Here is a 20,971-nt window from a genome sequence, read left to right as displayed (position 1 = left end):
TCCCGATCTACGGCTGCAGTATTAGAGCAATTCGAGCAGTTTCAGGTCAGTGACGTATTTCGTGATGATCTCCGGCGAGATGTGCGGAATGCCATTGCCAGAGCCGATTTTGGCCTGTTGCACCGCAGCACGGAACCGGTCCGCCGGTGCAAGCGATCCGGACAGTGGCTCTGCCGGTTGCAGGCCGTTGGAATCTCGTGCCATCGACTCCAACACCTCCAGCACCGAGTGCCGGCGCAGTCGATCCGGCAGCGCACGCAAGCCGGCCTCGAACCGCTTCGACCACTCGCCGAAGTCACTGATGCGCTGGATCGGGTAACCAGCCTCCACCAACCAGTCGACATACTGATCGAACCCGATGCCGTCGTCGTGCGGGTTCATCACGTGATAGGTATCAACACCGGCGCCCATCTCAGCACTCAACGTGGCGATTGCTTCAGCGACGAATTCCACTGGCAGCCCGTCGAAGTGTGAGCGTTGCCGTTTCCCGTCGCCGTCGAGCTGGTAAAAGGACTCGGGCGCAATACCAGTGGCCACCAAGCTCAGGATCCCCCGGGTGAACATGTCGGACGTGTTGAGCTGACCCGCGTAGCTGACATCGGCCAGGATCATGTCGCAACGGAACACCGCCACCGGCAGTCCACAGAGCTCGTTGGCTTCGCGTAGGAGTACCTCACCCGCCCACTTGCTGTTCCCATAGCCATTGCCGTAGCTGTGGTCGATCGTCCGTGTGCGACTGATGGTGCGGATATCGGCATCCTCGGTGAACGCTGCCGGCTCGATCTGATCTCCCACGGTGGCCGTCGACACGTAGGCGAAGGGCTTGAGTTTCGTGGTGAGCGCCAACCGGATCAACTCGGCAGTGCCCACAACGTTGGGTCCGAACAAGTCGCTGTACGACAGCACCCCGTTGACTAACGCAGCCGGATCGACGATGAGATCGACGGTGTCAGCGAGCCGCTGCCAGGTCTGCCGATCCAGTCCGAGGTCCGATTCGGCCTTGTCACCGGCGACGACCTCCAGGTGATCAGCGGCAAGTTGCTGATAGTGCGCCAGCAGTTCCGCATCTCCACTGTCGAAAGTGGCGTCCAAGCGGCGTCGGGCGTCCGCATCGGATTCACCACGCACCAGGCAGATGAGCGTGCCGTCGACCGACTGCATCCGCTGCAGCCACTCAAGAGCCAGATAACGCCCCAGGAAGCCGGTCGCTCCGGTCAGCAAGACCGTGCATACCTCGGTGCCGGTGCGCGGCAGCGTCGGCGCCGCATCCAGGGTGTGGGCATCGATAAACTTGTCCAATTTGAGATCGGCGGCGTGCACCTCGGTGACGCCGCGGCCATGCAGGGACACGAAGGTGGGTCGATTGGACCCAAGTTCTCGCTCGCTCTCGTGGCTGACCAACCGATCGACCAGTTTCGTGATGGACGGCGCGTCGAATATGACACGAACCGGGAGATCGACGTCGAATTCCTGGTTGATCCTCTTGATCAATCGAACCGCCATCAGCGAATCCCCACCGTGGTTGAAGAATGAGGCCTCGACACCGACGCGAACTCCGAGCACGTCGGCGTAGATGCCGGCGAGGATCTCCTCGGTGGGGGTGGTGGGGGCGCGGTAGTGGTCGACGTCGGTGTATTCGGGTGTGGGCAGGGCCCGTTTGTCGAGTTTGCCGTTGACGGTCAGTGGCAGCGTGTCCACTGTGACCACGGCGGCCGGCACCATGTAGGGGGGTAGCTGTTCGGCCAGCAGGGCGCGCGTCTTGGCGGGGTCTGCGGTGCCGGTGAGGTAGCCGACGAGTCGTTTGTCGCCGGGGCGGTCCTCGCGGGCGATGACGGCGGCCTGGTCCACTCCGTCGAGGGCGGCCAGCGCGGCCTGGATCTCGCCGAGTTCGATGCGGTAACCGCGGATCTTGACCTGCTCATCGGCGCGACCCAGGTACTGCAGTTGCCCATCAGCATTCCAGCGCACCAGATCTCCGGTGCGATACATCCGCGACCCGGGCCCACCGAACGGGCAGGCCACGAACCATGAAGCCGTCAGCCCTGCCCGCCGCAGATAACCGGCCGCAACCCCGGAACCGGCCACATACAACTCGCCGACGACACCGGCGGGCACGGGGCGAAGCCACTGATTGAGTACGAACGACGCCGCTCCCGGTACCGGCGAGCCGATGGGCACGTCACCTCCGGGCACCAGCGGAGCGCTCGTCGTCGAATAGACGGTGGCTTCGGTCGGGCCGTAGGCGTTGATCATCACCCGCCCCGCGGCCCACCGATCGACCACTTCGGCGGGGCAGGCCTCCCCGGCCACCACCAGCGCCGTCGATTCCAGCCCGTCAGATTCCAATAGCCCAACGGCCGATGGGGTTTGGCTGAGGATGGTGACGTGTTCGGTGACCAGGAGGTGGTGGAGGTCTTCGGGTGAGCGGGCGGTGGATTCGGGGACGATGACGAGTCGCCCGCCGTGGAGCAGGGCACCGAAAATCTCCCACACCGAAACGTCGAAGCTATACGAATGCCACTGCGACCAGACCTGCGATTCCTGAAGCAGGTTGGTGTCGAGGGTGTGGAGTAGTTGGGTGACGTTGTGGTGGGCCACGGCGACGCCTTTGGGGGTGCCGGTGGTTCCGGAGGTGTAGATGATGTAGGCGATGTTGTCGGGGTGTGGTGCTGATAGTGCTGTGGCGGGCTGGATGCTCAGGCGCGGATCGGTGATGTCGATGACCGGTAGCCCGGCATGATGCAGGCGGCCGGCCAGTGCGGTGGTCGACAGTGCGGTGACGGGTGTGGCGTCGGTGATCATGAACTCGATGCGCGCGTCGGGGTGAGCCGGATCGATCGGCAGGTAGGCCGCCCCGGTTTTGAGCACCGCCAGCATCGCGATGATCGCCTCGGCCGAGCGGGAAAACAGCAGCGCCACCGTCTGTCCGGGACCCGCGCCGTGGGCGGCCAGCAGGTGGGCCACCCGGTTAGCGGCCTCGTCGAGTTCGCGGTAGGTCAGCGAACGGCCCTCGAAGCTGAGCGCGACGGCTTCGGGTACGCGGGCCACCTGCGCGGCGAACAACCCCGGAATCGAGGGCAGCAAGGCGCTGACCGGTTCGCTCAACACCGCCCGGTTACTGACCGCGTCGAGGCGGGTATGTTCGGCGGCATCGAGCACATCGACCGACGACAACGCCCGGGTGGGATCGGCGGTCATCGCCGCCACCACCCGGCCCAGACGCTCGATGAGCACCTCGATGCTGGCCGCGTCATAGACATCGGTGCGGAACTCCACCGTCCCCGAAATCCCTTCGGGCGCACCGGTTGGGGTCCAGCGCTCCCCCAGCGACACCGTCAGATCCATCCGCGCGGTGCGAGTATCGGCCGGCATCTGACTGACCTGCGCCGCACCCAAACTCAACCCGGCCACCGCATCGCTGTCCTGCCAGTTCTGCCAGGCCAGCATCACCTGCACCAGCGGATGATGAGTCAGACTGCGCGCCGGGTTGAGCCGATCGACCAACGCCTCAAAGGGCACATCCTGATGCTCGTAAGCGGCCAGGCTGCGCGCACGCACCTGAGCCAACAACTCGGCCACGCTCAGATCCGCGCCCAGATCCACCCGCAGCACCAACGTGTTGACGAAAAACCCCACCACCTCATCGAGGGCCGGATCCCCGCGCCCAGCGATCGGGAAGCCCACCGCCACATCGGTGCTGGAACTGAGTTGGGACAACAACACCGCCAGGGCGGCCTGGACCACCATGAACCCGGTCACGTGGTACTCATCGGCGACCCGCTGCAGCTGCTGCTGCAGCTGCACCGGCCAATGCAGTCCCACACTGGCACCGCGGTAATCGGCCACCGCCGGATAGGGCCGATCGGTGGGCAACTCCAACCGCTCAGCCAACCCGCCCAGCGCCTGCTCCCAATAGGCCAGCTGCGCCGCGATACGGCTGTCGGGATCATCCAGGTCACCCAACAGCTCACGCTGCCACAACGTGTAATCGACATACTGCACCGCCAACGGCGCCCAACCCGGAGCCTGCCCGGCGCAGCGGCTGGCATAGGCCAACCCCAGATCAGCGGCCAACTGGGTGACCGACCACCCATCAGCAGCGATATGGTGCACCGTCACCGCCAACACATGCTCATCCTCAGCGATGCGGAAAAGCATTGCCCGCAACGGGATCTCGCGCTCCAGATCAAAACTGTGGCGCACCACCACGCCGATCGCCTGCTCCAGCCGGGCCGCCGACCAGCCGCCGGCATCAATGACCTGCCAGCCGAAGTCGGCCCCCTCGGCAGGCACCACCACCTGCTGGGGCACCCCCTCGGGCGCGGCGAACACCGTGCGCAGGCTCTCCTGCCGGGCCACCACATCGCCCAGTGCGGCCCCCAACGCTTCGGCATCCAGGGGCCCGTCGAGCCGCAACGCCGTGGCGATGTTGTACACCGGCGAAGGCCCATGCAACTGATCCAAGAACCACAACCGCTGCTGGGCAAACGACAACGGCACCACCGCCGGCCGTGGCCGCGCCACCAACGGCGCCACCGCGCCAACCCCGCCCTCACCGACCCGGGCCGCCAACTGCGCCACCGTGGGCGCATCGAAGACCGCACGCACCCCCAGCCCGGCATCCAGACCGGCGTTGACCGCCGCGATCAACCGCATCGCCGACAGCGAATCGCCACCCAAATCGAAAAACGAGTCATCGACCCCGACCCGCTCCACACCCAACACCCGGGCATAGATACCGGCCACAATCTCCTCAGCAGGAGTGCCCGGCGCCCGATACCGATCACCATCGGAATACTCCGGAGCCGGCAACGCCCGGGTATCAAGCTTGTTATTGACCGTCAACGGCAACGCATCGATCACCACCACCGCCGCGGGCACCATATAGCCCGGCAACCGCTGCGCCAGCACCTCACGCGCGACACCCGGATCCGCGGTGCCGGTGATGTAGCCGACCAAACGCTTATCACCGGGACGGTCCTCACGGGCGACCACCACCGCCTGCTCAACACCATCACATGCGGCCAGCGCAGCCTGAACCTCACCCAACTCGATGCGATACCCGCGGATCTTGACCTGCTCATCAGCACGGCCCACATAGACCAGCTGCCCATCACCATCCCAGCGCGCCAGATCCCCGGTGCGATACATCCGGGTCCCAACACCACCGAACGGACACGCCACAAACCGCGAAGCGCTCAACCCCGACCGACCCACATAACCGACCCCCACCCCCGAACCGGCCACATACAACTCACCCACCACACCGGCAGCCACCGGACGCAACCACGCATCCAGCACAAACAACGCCGCCCCAGCCACCGGGGAACCAATCGGCACCACCGCCGCGCCCGCCCTCAACGGCGCACTGATCGCCACACACATCGTCGTCTCGGTCGGCCCATACGCATTAAGCATCACCCGCCCCGGCGCCCACCGATCCACCACCTCAGGCGGGCACGCCTCCCCGGCCATCACCACCGTCACCGACTCCAACCCCTGCGGCGAGAGCATCGCCACCGCCGACGGAGTCTGGGTCAACACACTGACCCCCTCGGCCACCAACACGTCATGGAAATCGCCCGGCGAGGCCACCACCTGCTCAGCAACCACCACCACCCGGCCCCCACCCAACAGGGCACCAAGGATCTCCCACGCCGACACATCGAACGCCAACGAATGACACAACGCCCACACCCCAGCACCGGGCAACCCCGCATCCTGCAGCGACCCCAACAACGACGTCACATTGCGATGCGTGATCCCCACCCCCTTAGGCACACCCGTCGTGCCCGAGGTGTAAATCACATACGCCACATCATCAGCACCCGGACCCCCCGACAACGCCGTGCCCGGATAGGCGTCGATACGCGGATCGGCAACATCGACCACCGCCACCGCACACCCACCCAACCGATCCACCAGATCAGCACAGCTCAGCACCGCCACCGGCGCGGCATCGCCCACCACGAACTCGACCCGCCCATCCGGCGATGACGGATCAATCGGCAAATACGCCGCCCCCGACTTGAGCACCCCCAAAATCGCCACGACCGCCTCCACCGACCGCGACAACAACAACCCCACACACTGCCCCGGACCAGCACCCAAACCAGCCAACAACCACGCCACCCGATTCGAGGCCTCATCAAGCTCGCGATAGCTCACCGACCGGCCACCACCAGTCACCGCCACCGCACCCGGCACCCGCCCCACCTGCGCGCCAAACAACCCCGGAACCGACACCGCCGACCCCACCGGCCGACTCAACACACCCCGATTACCAACCTCATCCAACCGAGCCAACTCAAACTCACCCAACACCCCCACCGACGACACCAACCGCACCGGATCAGCAGCCATCGCCACCACCACACGCCGCAACCGCTCGATCAGCACCTCGACACTGGCCGCGTCGAACACATCGGTGCGGAACTCCACCGACCCGGAAATCCCGGCTGGCTCACCGGTTTCGGTCCAGCGCTCACCCAGCGAGAACATCAGATCCATCCGAGCGGTCTGGGTGTCCACGGGCATCCGGCTGACCTGAACCTCGCCCAGTGTCGACTCGGCGGTGGGATCCCCGGCGAGGTTCTGCCAAGCGAGCGCCACTTGCACAAGTGGATGGTGGGTCCGGCTCCGAGTCGGGTTGAGTCGATCCACCAGCACCTCGAACGGCACATCCTGGTGTTCGTAGGCAGCCAGGCTGCGCTGGCGTACCTGGCCCAGCAGTTCGGCGACAGTGGGGGCCCCGCTGAGATCGACCCTCAACACCAGCGTGTTGACGAAGAACCCCACCAGCTCGTTGAGGGCCGGATCCCGCCGTCCGGCGATCGGAAAGCCCACCGCCACATCGGTACTGGCGCCCAAGCCCGACAGCAGCAACGCGAGCGCGGCCTGCAGCACCATGAAGCTGGTCGCATTGTGCTCATGGGCCACCCGGGCAATCCGCTGCTGCAACTCGGCCGGCCATTCCACGGTCACAGTGGCTCCATGGAAATTAGCCACCGGCGGATACGGCCGATCGGTGGGCAACTCGAGCAGCTCAGGCAGCCCCGCAAGGGCCTGCTCCCAATAGTCCAGCTGTGCGTTGATGCGGCTGTCAACATCGTCGAGGTCGCCCAAAAGTTCGCGCTGCCACAGCGTGTAATCGACATACTGCACCGGCAGCGGCACCCAATCGGGAACCCGCCCCGCACACCGACTGATATAGGCCTGGCCCAAATCATGCATCAGCGGCGCGATCGACCACCCATCGGCGGCGATGTGGTGCACGGCGACCGCCAGAACATGCTCGTCCTCGGCGAAACGGAAAAGCATCGCCCGCAAAGGGATCTCGCGTGCCAGATCGAAGCTGCGACGTGCCACCGCGTCGATCGCCCGGTCCACTTGCTCGGTCGACCAGTCGGTGCCATCGACGACCTGCCATCCGAAATCGGCCCGCTCGACGGGTACCACCACCTGGTAGGGCACGCCCTTGGACTCGGCGAATACGGTTCGCAGGCTTTCCTGGCGACCGACGACGTCGGTCAGCCCCGCACCCAACGCCTCGACATCGAGGGGGCCGGTCAATCGAAGCGCGGTCGCCATGTTGTACACGGGTGACGGTCCCTGCAATTGGTCGAGGAACCACAACCGCTGCTGCGCATACGATAACGGAATCACCGCGGGCCGCTGCCGGGCCGTCAACCGCGCCGGGCTGTTTTCACTCTCACCGATGCGGGATGCCAGCTGCGCGATCCGCGGCGCATCGAAGATGGTTCGCACCGTAAGTTCGGCATCCAGGCCGGTGTTGACCGCGGCGATCACCCGCATCGCCGACAGTGAATCGCCACCCAGGTCGAAGAAGGAGTCGTCGACCCCGACCCGCTCAACGCCGAGCACGTCGGTGTAGATGCCGGCGAGGATCTCCTCGGTGGGGGTGGTGGGGGCGCGGTAGTGGTCGACGTCGGTGTATTCGGGTGTGGGCAGGGCGCGTTTGTCGAGTTTGCCGTTGACGGTCAGTGGCAGCGTGTCCACTGTGACCACGGCGGCCGGCACCATGTAGGGGGGCAGCTGTTCGGCCAGCAGGGCGCGCGTCTTGGCGGGGTCTGCGGTGCCGGTGAGGTAGCCGACGAGTCGTTTGTCGCCGGGGCGGTCCTCGCGGGCGATGACGGCGGCCTGTTCCACTCCGTCGAGGGCGGCCAGCGCGGCCTGGATCTCGCCGAGTTCGATGCGGTAACCGCGGATCTTGACCTGCTCATCGGCGCGACCCAGGTACTGCAGTTGCCCATCAGCATTCCAGCGCACCAGATCTCCGGTGCGATACATCCGCGACCCGGGCCCACCGAACGGGCAGGCCACAAACCGAGTAGCGCTCAACGCGGACCGGCCCAAGTAGGCATACGACAATCCAGCGCCGGCCACATACAACTCACCGGCCACACCGGCCGGCACCGGCCGCAACCACCGATCGAGCACGAAGAAGCCGAGGTGAGCCAAGGGCGCGCCGATCGGGCTGGCACTGCGCTCGACGTCGCCATCGACGATCTCGCGGAACGAGGCATGCACGGTGGTCTCAGTGATGCCGTACATGTTGATCAAGCGCGGCGATCCCGGGTGAGTGTCCCGCCAGCCGCGAAGACGTTGCGGTTCAAGCGCTTCGCCGCCGAACACCACGGTTTCAAGCTTCAGCTGCTGCCCCAGTTCGGGCTGCAGCGCATCCGCGGTCTGCAGCGCATAGAACGCCGATGGGGTTTGGCTGAGGATGGTGACGTGTTCGGTGACCAGGAGGTGGTGGAGGTCTTCGGGTGAGCGGGCCACGATCTCGGGGACGATGACGAGTCGCCCGCCGTGGAGCAGGGCACCGAAAATCTCCCAGACTGCGAAGTCGAAGGCCAGGGAGTGACTCTGCGACCAGACCTGCCCTTCGAGTTCCAACTCGGTGTCGAGGGTGTGGAGTAGTTGGGTGACGTTGTGGTGGGCCACGGCGACGCCTTTGGGGGTGCCGGTGGTTCCGGAGGTGTAGATGATGTAGGCGATGTTGTCGGGGTGTGGTGCTGATAGTGCTGTGGCGGGCTGGATGCTCAGGCGCGGATCGGTGATGTCGATGACCGGTAGCCCGGCATGATGCAGGCGGCCGGCCAGTGCGGTGGTCGACAGTGCGGTGACGGGTGTGGCGTCGGTGATCATGAACTCGATGCGCGCGTCGGGGTGAGCCGGATCGATCGGCAGGTAGGCCGCCCCGGTTTTGAGCACCGCCAGCATCGCGATGATCGCCTCGGCCGAGCGGGAAAACAGCAGCGCCACCGTCTGTCCGGGACCCGCGCCGTGGGCGGCCAGCAGGTGGGCCACCCGGTTAGCGGCCTCGTCGAGTTCGCGGTAGGTCAGCGAACGGCCCTCGAAGCTGAGCGCGACGGCTTCGGGTACGCGGGCCACCTGCGCGGCGAACAACCCCGGAATCGAGGGCAGCAAGGCGCTGACCGGTTCGCTCAACACCGCCCGGTTACTGACCGCGTCGAGGCGGGTATGTTCGGCGGCATCGAGCACATCGACCGACGACAACGCCCGGGTGGGATCGGCGGTCATCGCCGCCACCACCCGGCCCAGACGCTCGATGAGCACCTCGATGCTGGCCGCGTCATAGACATCGGTGCGGAACTCCACCGTCCCCGAAATCCCTTCGGGCGCACCGGTTGGGGTCCAGCGCTCCCCCAGCGACACCGTCAGATCCATCCGCGCGGTGCGAGTATCGGCCGGCATCTGACTGACCTGCGCCGCACCCAAACTCAACCCGGCCACCGCATCGCTGTCCTGCCAGTTCTGCCAGGCCAGCATCACCTGCACCAGCGGATGATGAGTCAGACTGCGCGCCGGGTTGAGCCGATCGACCAACGCCTCAAAGGGCACATCCTGATGCTCGTAAGCGGCCAGGCTGCGCGCACGCACCTGAGCCAACAACTCGGCCACGCTCAGATCCGCGCCCAGATCCACCCGCAGCACCAACGTGTTGACGAAAAACCCCACCACCTCATCGAGGGCCGGATCCCCGCGCCCAGCGATCGGGAAGCCCACCGTCACATCGGTGCTGGAACTGAGTTGGGACAACAACACCGCCAGGGCGGCCTGGACCACCATGAACCCGGTCACGTGGTACTCATCGGCGACCCGCTGCAGCTGCTGCTGCAGCTGCACCGGCCAATGCAGTCCCACACTGGCACCGCGGTAATCGGCCACCGCCGGATAGGGCCGATCGGTGGGCAACTCCAACCGCTCAGCCAACCCGCCCAGCGCCTGCTCCCAATAGGCCAGCTGCGCCGCGATACGGCTGTCGGGATCATCCAGGTCACCCAACAGCTCACGCTGCCACAACGTGTAATCGACATACTGCACCGCCAACGGCGCCCAACCCGGAGCCTGCCCGGCGCAGCGGCTGGCATAGGCCAACCCCAGATCAGCGGCCAACTGGGTGACCGACCACCCATCAGCAGCGATATGGTGCACCGTCACCGCCAACACATGCTCATCCTCAGCGATGCGGAAAAGCATTGCCCGCAACGGGATCTCGCGCTCCAGATCAAAACTGTGGCGCACCACCACGCCGATCGCCTGCTCCAGCCGGGCCGCCGACCAGCCGCCGGCATCAATGACCTGCCAGCCGAAGTCGGCCCCCTCGGCAGGCACCACCACCTGCTGGGGCACCCCCTCGGGCGCGGCGAACACCGTGCGCAGGCTCTCCTGCCGGGCCACCACATCGCCCAGTGCGGCCCCCAACGCTTCGGCATCCAGGGGCCCGTCGAGCCGCAACGCCGTGGCGATGTTGTACACCGGCGAAGGCCCATGCAACTGATCCAAGAACCACAACCGCTGCTGGGCAAACGACAACGGCACCACCGCCGGCCGTGGCCGCGCCACCAACGGCGCCACCGCGCCAACCCCGCCCTCACCGACCCGGGCCGCCAACTGCGCCACCGTGGGCGCATCGAAGACCGCACGCACCCCCAGCCCGGCATCCAGACCGGCGTTGACCGCCGCGATCAACCGCATCGCCGACAGCGAATCGCCACCCAAATCGAAAAACGAGTCATCGACCCCGACCCGCTCCACACCCAACACCCGGGCATAGATACCGGCCACAATCTCCTCAGCAGGAGTGCCCGGCGCCCGATACCGATCACCATCGGAATACTCCGGAGCCGGCAACGCCCGGGTATCAAGCTTGTTATTGACCGTCAACGGCAACGCATCGATCACCACCACCGCCGCGGGCACCATATAGCCCGGCAACCGCTGCGCCAGCACCTCACGCGCGACACCCGGATCCGCGGTGCCGGTGATGTAGCCGACCAAACGCTTATCACCGGGACGGTCCTCACGGGCGACCACCACCGCCTGCTCAACACCATCACATGCGGCCAGCGCAGCCTGAACCTCACCCAACTCGATGCGATACCCGCGGATCTTGACCTGCTCATCAGCACGGCCCACATAGACCAGCTGCCCATCACCATCCCAGCGCGCCAGATCCCCGGTGCGATACATCCGGGTCCCAACACCACCGAACGGACACGCCACAAACCGCGAAGCGCTCAACCCCGACCGACCCACATAACCGACCCCCACCCCCGAACCGGCCACATACAACTCACCCACCACACCGGCAGCCACCGGACGCAACCACGCATCCAGCACAAACAACGCCGCCCCAGCCACCGGGGAACCAATCGGCACCACCGCCGCGCCCGCCCTCAACGGCGCACTGATCGCCACACACATCGTCGTCTCGGTCGGCCCATACGCATTAAGCATCACCCGCCCCGGCGCCCACCGATCCACCACCTCAGGCGGGCACGCCTCCCCGGCCATCACCACCGTCACCGACTCCAACCCCTGCGGCGAGAGCATCGCCACCGCCGACGGAGTCTGGGTCAACACACTGACCCCCTCGGCCACCAACACGTCATGGAAATCGCCCGGCGAGGCCACCACCTGCTCAGCAACCACCACCACCCGGCCCCCACCCAACAGGGCACCAAGGATCTCCCACGCCGACACATCGAACGCCAACGAATGACACAACGCCCACACCCCAGCACCGGGCAACCCCGCATCCTGCAGCGACCCCAACAACGACGTCACATTGCGATGCGTGATCCCCACCCCCTTAGGCACACCCGTCGTGCCCGAGGTGTAAATCACATACGCCACATCATCAGCACCCGGACCCCCCGACAACGCCGTGCCCGGATAGGCGTCGATACGCGGATCGGCAACATCGACCACCGCCACCGCACACCCACCCAACCGATCCACCAGATCAGCACAGCTCAGCACCGCCACCGGCGCGGCATCGCCCACCACGAACTCGACCCGCCCATCCGGCGATGACGGATCAATCGGCAAATACGCCGCCCCCGACTTGAGCACCCCCAAAATCGCCACGACCGCCTCCACCGACCGCGACAACAACAACCCCACACACTGCCCCGGACCAGCACCCAAACCAGCCAACAACCACGCCACCCGATTCGAGGCCTCATCAAGCTCGCGATAGCTCACCGACCGGCCACCACCAGTCACCGCCACCGCACCCGGCACCCGCCCCACCTGCGCGCCAAACAACCCCGGAACCGACACCGCCGACCCCACCGGCCGACTCAACACACCCCGATTACCAACCTCATCCAACCGAGCCAACTCAAACTCACCCAACACCCCCACCGACGACACCAACCGCACCGGATCAGCAGCCATCGCCACCACCACACGCTCCAGGCGCCTCGCTAATTGACGGACATCACAATTAGGAATGAGCTGCCCTTTGCCCGGTGTGCTGAAGAACAGCTGATCCCCGGCCCTGAAGAAGACGAGCCCGAACTGATTCCCAAGGCCGGCATGAGTCAAGGTTCCCGATGCAGCAGCACGACCGAAATGGCTTATAGGCGCCGCCGGGATGATGTTGACAACAACGCGATTTGGCGCTTCGCCAGACTCGCGTAATCGCGCACCGCCTTCAATTCTTCGCACCGGGAAGCGTTGATGTTGCAGCGCCTCGCGCATCCGCGAGTCGACGTGCTCACAAAATTTAGCGATGGTCGATCCCGGCGAGGCATTCAACACCAAGGGCACGACCCCGTTGATCATCCCGGGCACCGTCTTCGACTCAGGTAGCACGCGCCTGCTCACCGGGAAGTCGAGCGCGATCTCGGAGCTCTGTCCGTCACGTCCCTGCACCAGCAGTGCGCAGGCCGCCGTAATCACCGACGAGCGACGCACCCCCAACGACCGCGCCAATTCGTCGATATGATCAACGGCGAAGGAATCCAATCGAACGGGTACGAAGGAGTCATCCAGTTCACGATCGACCGCGCTTTGCGTCGAGGGGTAAATCGGTACACCCTCCGACGGCAGGTGCCTGCTCCAATACGCGTGATCGTCGTCGTAGTCATCGGAAGCTTCGTACTTTGATTCGCATTCGATCAGATCGCCCAGTGATCCGAAAAAGGCGGGCGGAAGCGACTCTCCCGAAGAAAGTGCGGAATAGACGTCGGCGATTCGATGGCAAACAAGCGCAAGACCGATTCCGTCGATCGCTATGTGGTGGCAGCAGGCGAATAAATAAAATTCGTCCGGCTTGGCGCGCAGCAGGGAGAATTTGAAAAGCGGACCACTTAACGGCATCGGTACGCGTTGAATTGAGGACGCTACTCGATAGACGTCCCGACCAGGATCCTGGGAGCCGGCGAGATCGTGATACGCAAGCTCGACCTCCGGATAGTCGACGGCCCTCTGGAAAACCCTGCCGTCCACCTCGAAGAACGCCGCTCTCAGCGGTTCGGCCTCGCCCACCACCTGACGAACCGCGTGCTCGAGCCAACCACGCTCTACCGGCCCCTCGATCCGCACCAACACACCGAGCTGCCACTCGGTTTCAGATCGACCGGTTTCCTGTGCAAGCCATATATCGAGTTGTCCGCGTGTTAATGGGTATGTTCGGTCATCGACTTCCATCCCACCCCCTACAACCGCGAGACCTAATGGTCAGGAGCACTTTGCCGGGCTCATGCACAGGACGTCTTGGCCGTGTGCCCGCCTAGTCCTTTTCGATGAAAATCCTGGAATCGTTACCATCCGCAGCCCGAGGTCCCGCAATCGATCGTACGCAGGCAAAGGCCACCCACAGCCTGTTGCCGTGTCGTTTACCGACACGAGCGAACTGCGACGCTCGGCCTCAAGGAAACCGGCCTTCATCCATTCTCCTGGGAGTGTAGGTGACACGCCCCGACGGCTCAAAACCCTAACGGAGAGCATGGAGTCGGCGAGCGAGTTTCCCGACAGTTACGTGCAATTACGACTACTGAAACGCGAAAGATACACCGAGCCGATCTAACCCTGTAAAACTGCTGTGTAAAGGCTGTTTGCGCAGACGCGGTCCGTGTTGCCCAGAGCCGCGCCTAAGCAAACACCGGGCCTCGCCCCTCGGGCCGCTGAGCACGCTGGGCGAAGTAGCGTTTACGATCGCCGCGATGAAAATTGTGCTGGCAGCTTACGGAACTCGGGGTGACATCGAGCCCAGCGCCGCTGTCGGCCGGGAACTACTGCGCCGAGGCCACGACGTTCACATGGCCGTCCCGCCCGACCTCATCGGTTTCGTCGAGACGGTCGGCCTACCAGCGGTGGCCTACGGGCCCGATCTACACACGGTTGTCGACTCCCACCGCAACTTCTGGGCGCGCTTCTTTCGCAGCTTTTGGAAGATCAAAGAAGTAACAAAGCTGTGGCATGAGGCTTGGGAGCCCAGGACCAGGGGCTGGGCTGAGATGAGTTCGACGCTCACTTCGCTGGTCGACGGGTCCGACCTGCTGATCGCAGGCCTGGTCTTCGAGGAGGTTGCAGCCAACGTCGCGGAGCATCACCGGATTCCTTTCGCGACGCTGCATTACTTCCCGATCCGGGCAAATGGTCAACTCCTTCCGGCATTGCCCTCACCATTGGCCCGCTCAGCAATGTCTCTCAACGAGTGGCTGTCTTGGCGCGTGATAAAGAGGGTCGAGGACGCGCAGCGCCGTGAGCTGGGCTTGACACCGGCAAACGCGCCCACGGCTCGACGAATTTCGACATATGGCTCGCTGGAAGTTCAGGCCTATGACGAGGTCTGGTTCCCAGGATTGGCCGCCGAGTGGTCGGAGCGGGACGGACGACGTCCACTTGTCGGCGCGTTGACCCTGGAGTTGACCACGAATGCCGACGACGAGGTCGCGTCGTGGATGGCGAGGGGGAAACCGCCGATCTACTTCGGCTTCGGCAGCTTACCGGTCGAGTCTGCGGCCGAGACGGTCACGATGATCGGCGCAGCCTGCGAGCAGTTGGGAGAGCGGGCTTTAGTTTGCGCCGGCGGGACTGACTTCGGCCACGTTCCGCACATGGAGCACGTCAAGGTTGTGGATGCGGTGAACTTCGCGGCTACGCTTCCCGCCTGCCGCGCAGTCGTTCACCACGGTGGCGCAGGCACCACGGCTGCAGGCCTGCGCGCCGGCCTGCCTACACTGATCCTCTCGACCGATCTCGATCAGACGCTCTGGGGAGTTCAGGTCAAACGACGCAAAGTTGGTTTCGCGCGGCGTCTTTCGGCCACTTCCCGCGAATCGCTGGTCGCCGACCTCCGCCGGATTCTCGCCCCGGAGTACGCGGCTCGAGCCCGCGAGATGGCCACCCAGATGAGTCAACCCGCCGCGAGTGTTTCGGCCGCCGCTGATCTCATCGAGAGTTTCGTCCGCATTCGGCATGTCGGCTGATCGGCGAACACGGACCGGCAAGATATCACCCCCTCGCCGAGTGGGTATGGTCAACTCAATCGACGCAAGACGAGCAGCAGCGAACCAATCACCCGGATGTGAAGGGCCTGAATCCGCCATGAAATTCATGCTGGCAAGCTATGGAAGTCGTGGCGATGTCGAGCCGTGCGCCGCTGTCGGCCGTGAATTGCTGCGCCGAGGCCACGATGTTTGCATAGCGGTCCCGCCCGACCTCGTCGGCTTCGCCGAGTCGGTGGGGCTCACGGCGGTCGCCTTCGGGCCGAACACCCGGCCGTGGCTGGACGAACACCGCGACTTCTTCAACCGGCTGTTCCGCAACTCCTGGAATATTCCGGATTTGATCAGGTCCTGGCGCGAGGTGTGGGAACCCGTTGCCCAGTGCCGGGAGGAGATCAGGACGACGCTGACGTGGCAGGCAACGGGATCCGACGTGCTGATCACCGGACTGGTTTTCGAAGAGACCGTTGCCAATGTGGCCGAATATCTCGACATTCCGCTCGCCACCATCCATTACTTCCCGGCACGAGCTCACGGTCAGCTGTTTGCCAACATCCCGGCACCATTGGCTCGGTCCGCAATGACAATGTACGAGTGGCTGACTTGGCGCATGGGCAAGAAGATTGATGACGCACAGCGTCGCGAACTCGGCCTGCCCGAGGCGACCCGCCCTTCACAGCGCCACATCACAGCACGCGGATCACTGGAAGTTCAAGCCTACGACGAGGTTTGCTTCCCGGGCCTGGCCACCGAGTGGGCGAAATACGATGGTCAACGGCCTTTCGTCGGAGCGCTCATGATGGATTTGCCGGGGGATGACGACGACGAGGTGGCGTCGTGGATTGCCGCGGGAACACCGCCGATCTACTTCGGCTTCGGCAGCATCCCGGTGGGTTCGCCGGCCGATACCGTCGCCATGATCAGCGCGGCGTGCGCGCAGTTGGGTGAGCGGGCTTTGATTTGTGCCGGCTGGAGTGACTTCACCGATATCCCCTACCCCGACAACGTCAAGATCGCACGCACGGTGAATTTTTCAGCAACCTTCCCCGCGTGCCGGGCAGTCGTCCACCATGGCGCCGCGGGTACCGCAGCCGCAGGCTTCCGAGCCGGAGTCCCCCAGCTGATCCTCTGGACCTGGCCCGATCAGTCTCTCTGGGCAGCTCAAGTCAAACGACTCAAAGTTGGCTCCGGTCGGCGGTTTTCGACCACTACACAGGATTCATTGGTCAGCGACCTTCGCGGGATCCTCGCCGCACAATACACAGCCCGAGCCCGTGAACTCGCCACCCGAATGACCCAGCCCGCCGAAAGCGTCGCGGCAGCAGCCGATCTGGTGGAGAGTTTCGCTCAGTCGCCGCGTAAGGGCTATTGATCCGAGGTCGGCCAAAGCGGACTGGACTTCATCGTAGAAACAATGCGTCACTCAGATCGACGTTGATGAGAAACGGGGAACATAGTGGGACTGGTGCGGCAAATATCTAGTGGTGTCGCGGGATTGATCTACCGGCCTACCGACGCGGTTGCCGAGGAGTATCACAAGTGGTACTACGGCACCCTCATCCAGAACAGAGCCACATGGTTGGGTGTCGGCTGCTGGAAGTCCGTCAGTGACATGTGGAATTACCAGGAGATACTCTTCGAATTGAAGCCGTCCCTGATCATCGAGTTCGGCACCCGTTACGGCGGCTCCGCCCTATTTTTCGCCACCATCATGAGACAGATGGGTCAACCGTTCAAGGTGCTCTCCGTAGACATCTCGCAAAAGGACCTCGACCCAGCGGCCCAGCGTGACCCCGACATAGAGTTTGTTGAATCGTCGTCGACGGTCCCGATGATCGCCGACCAAATCCGGCTGCTCAAAGACCGATTTCGGGGCAGGGTTTTCGCCATTTTGGATAGCGACCATTCAATGAACCACGTACTGGCCGAGATGAAATTGTTGCGGCCCTTACTCTCTGCGGGCGACTATCTCATAGTCGAGGACTCCAACATCAACGGCCATCCCGTGCTACCTGGATGGGGACCCGGCCCCTTTGAAGCCATCGAGGCGTACGAGCACGAGCACCCGAACGATTATACCCACGATGTGAAGCGGGAGAACAAATTTGGCTGGACATTCGCGACCAACGGGTTCTTGATCCGCAATTGATAAATCCGGCCGGCATGTCCCTGAAGGTGTACGCAACGTTGCAGCCGTTGGTCGCCTTGTACTGCAGCTGTAGATCGGGGCTAGCGGTTGTGGGCGTGTCTACGCTGGTCAGAGCGGTGACCGCGGCACCATTCGATGTTTGTGAAGACAATAGAACTGGCCGCGGTCACCGCGGTCGCCAGCGTAGACCCCGATCGGTGGTGGACCGAGTACTCGGCGATGATCGATCGGATCGCGCCGCGTTTTGCCCGATATGAACCCTTGCGCCATGCCGGCGAACTCATGCTGGGAATGGTCTCGGGCCTGGACCGCAAGAATTGCTGGACCATCGCCGAACACCGCGGCGCCGCCACGCCCGATGGTCTGCAGCATCTGCTGGCGCGCGCCAGCTGGGACGCCGACGCCGTCCGCGACGACCTGCGCGACTACGTCGTCGACGCGTTCGGCGATCCGGGAGCAATCCTGGTAGTCGACGAGACCGGTGACGTCAAGAAGGGCACACAGTCGGTCGGGGTGCAGCGGCAATACTCGGGCACCGCGGGCCGCATCGAGAACTCCCAAGTCGCGGTATATCTGACCTACGCCGCACCCCGCGGGCACGCCCTGATCGACCGCGCCCTCTACCTACCCAAGTCGTGGACCGAGGATTCCGATCGCTGCAATCAAGCCGGAATCCCGCAGCAAGACAGGGGCTTTGCCACCAAGCCGAGACTGGCCACGGCGTTGATTGACCGCGCGGTCACCGCCAACGTACCGGCGGCATGGGTGGCCGGCGACGAAGTCTATGGCGCTGACCCACGATTGCGGGCCGCCGTGCGCAGCCATGGGCTGGGCTATGTGCTGGCCGTGGCGGCCAACCGACGGGTCCCCACCCACGCCGGCCCGATTCGCGTCGACGCGCTACCCGCGTTGATTCCCGCACGGGCCTGGCAGCGCCACTCCGCCGGCGCCGGCGCACACGGCCCGCGGCTGTACTCGTGGGCGTGGTTTCGGCTGCTGCCCGAAGACGACGCCGACAAGGGGATGCACCATTTGCTGATCCGCCGCAACGATGTCACCGGTGAGCATGCCTACCTGCGCTGCTACTCACCGCGGCCAGTGCCGCTGCGCACCCTGGTAGCGGTGGCCGGCCAACGGTGGCGCATCGAGGAATCGTTCCAGGCCGCCAAAGGCCTGGTCGGACTCGATCAACACCAGGTCCGGCGCTGGCGATCCTGGTATCGCTGGACCACGCTGGCCATGCTCGCTCACGCGTTCCTGGCCGTCACCACCGCGGTCAAACGCACCACCACACCCACCCCTGCCGGTCTGATCGCATTGACCGTCAACGAGTTTCGTCGACTCTTCGACGCTCTCCTGCTGGCCACCAACCACACCATCACCACGCTGCTGGCCTGGTCACGATGGCGCCGACGACATCAATACCGCGCCCGACAATCCCACTACCGACGACGCGAACACCAATGATCCCGATCTACGGCTGCAGTACTTGGTGACGCCACGAGGCATATACCTTAAGGATGATGGGCAACATACTCGATCCGCAGGATCAGACGGCGTTTGACGCCTGGCGGGCGACCGGGGTCACCAGCCTGCTTCAGTGTGTTTGGGTGTACGACCGCCCGATCAACATCGACGGTTTACAGCATTTCCATCACAACCTCGAGCGCGGAAGATTATCCCGTTGTATTGAACGGTCACCATTGCCGTTCGGACGCCACCGCTGGATATCGTCCGAAGGCTCATCCGCCAATGAGATCGTCGCACCGCTCCGACCACGTGAACAGTTTGATACCTGGCTCGAGGAGCAGGCTCTCAGGCCACTGGATGTCGAGCGAGGACCGGGTTGGCACCTCGCGGTGCTCCCGTTCACCGACGGCGGCGCCGGGGTCAGTTTGGTCGTCTCGCACTGCCTCACTGACGGCGTTGGGCTCTGCGAAGCGCTGGTCGATGCTGCCATGGGCCGGGGTGACCCGATGAGCTTGCCCGCTGCCGGGTCCCGCCGTCGGTGGCAAGCGCTGCGCGAGGACGTCCGCCAGGCCGCGCGCGACACACCCGCGATCGGCCGCGGCGTGGCAGCTGCAGCGCGGTTGGCTCGACAAAGTCGCGGTTCTGCCGGAGCTGCAGTTCCGCGGCCTACCCGAGCACCTTCAATACCAGCCGGTGCCGACGAAACCATGACGCTTCCGACGGTGACGATTTCCGTCGATGCCGATCAGTGGGACGCCCGCGCATACGAGCTCGGGGGCACCAGCAACACGCTGCTCGCCGGACTGGCAACCCGTCTGGCTCAGCGGCTGGGACGGGTCAACGGTGACGGTTCGGTCGCCTTGAGGCTGCCTGTGAACGAGCGCGTCGAGGGGGACGATAGAGCCAATGCAGTAAGCACTATCTCCATCGCCGTCAGTCCCGCTCCTGTGACGACGGATCTTCGCGAGCTTCGGACCGCAATCAAACGAGCGCTGATTCGCCACCAGCAGGTGGCCGACGATGAGCAGGCAGTATTGTCGCTCGTTCCCCTGTTGCCCCTGTTGCCGAAGCGGCTCGTCAGAGCCGCCGGCAGTGCGGCCACTTTCGCGGTCTCATCCAATCTGGGTGTGGTCGATCCAGCCGCGACCCGAGCCGATGGCACCTACGCCGGCTACTTCGCCATGAAGATTCTCTACCCGAGCCCGACCAGGACGATGATGCACAGGCTTGGCGGACTGCAGGTGTTTCTTTCCGGCAGAGCGCAAGAACGGGTCTTTGTCTCGGCCACTGCATATCAGCCGGGCCGGCCCAACACCAACGACGATTTGCGACAAGAACTCTCGGGCACGTTGCACGACTTTTCGCTCACGGCAACCGATATCTGATCCGCCATGGCGCCCCAGAGGGGCGAACCCGTCGGCGGCATAATTACCGGGATACCGCTCGACCGGGGCCGCCCCAGAGGGGCGAACCCGTCGGCGGCATAATTACCGGGATACCGCTCGACCGGGGCTATTCGAGCCCACGGGCATGGAGGACAGCCGGAACAAACTCGGTTGAG

General features: G+C 64.4%; 6 protein-coding genes. 5 read left to right on the top strand and 1 reads right to left on the bottom strand.

The genetic code is table 11. The features are described from left to right. Positions 1-21: 21 nt before the first annotated feature. The gene (locus QGN32_RS15720; RefSeq protein ID WP_326545281.1) at positions 22-13,989 is read right to left on the bottom strand and encodes a non-ribosomal peptide synthetase; all 13,968 of its coding nucleotides are present in this window, start codon (positions 13,987-13,989) and stop codon (positions 22-24) included. 515 nt (positions 13,990-14,504) lie between these two features. Between QGN32_RS15720 and QGN32_RS15715 the strand changes: the two genes are divergently transcribed. From QGN32_RS15715 to QGN32_RS15695, 5 genes are all read left to right on the top strand, one after another. Next, positions 14,505-15,773 carry a glycosyltransferase gene (locus tag QGN32_RS15715; protein ID WP_326549099.1) on the top strand — a complete coding sequence of 423 codons (1,269 nt, stop codon included), beginning with the start codon at positions 14,505-14,507 and terminating at the stop codon, positions 15,771-15,773. Between the two features lie 118 nt (positions 15,774-15,891). Continuing rightward, entirely contained in the window at positions 15,892-17,163 is a 1,272-nt protein-coding gene (locus QGN32_RS15710) for a glycosyltransferase (protein WP_326549098.1), read from the top strand. Between the two features lie 84 nt (positions 17,164-17,247). Continuing rightward, the gene (locus QGN32_RS15705) at positions 17,248-17,940 is read left to right on the top strand and encodes a rhamnosyl O-methyltransferase (protein WP_326545280.1); all 693 of its coding nucleotides are present in this window, start codon (positions 17,248-17,250) and stop codon (positions 17,938-17,940) included. Between the two features lie 219 nt (positions 17,941-18,159). Next, the gene (locus QGN32_RS15700; RefSeq protein ID WP_326549097.1) at positions 18,160-19,407 is read left to right on the top strand and encodes an IS701 family transposase; all 1,248 of its coding nucleotides are present in this window, start codon (positions 18,160-18,162) and stop codon (positions 19,405-19,407) included. A gap of 56 nt (positions 19,408-19,463) precedes the next feature. Beyond that, positions 19,464-20,795, top strand: a complete 1,332-nt coding sequence (locus QGN32_RS15695) for a WS/DGAT/MGAT family O-acyltransferase (protein WP_326545279.1) — start codon at positions 19,464-19,466, stop codon at positions 20,793-20,795. Positions 20,796-20,971 lie beyond the last annotated feature (176 nt).

It is taken from the genome of Mycolicibacterium sp. ND9-15 (genome assembly GCF_035918395.1).
Taxonomy (GTDB): Bacteria; Actinomycetota; Actinomycetes; order Mycobacteriales; family Mycobacteriaceae; genus Mycobacterium.
This window is presented reverse-complemented; position numbering and strand designations above follow the sequence as displayed.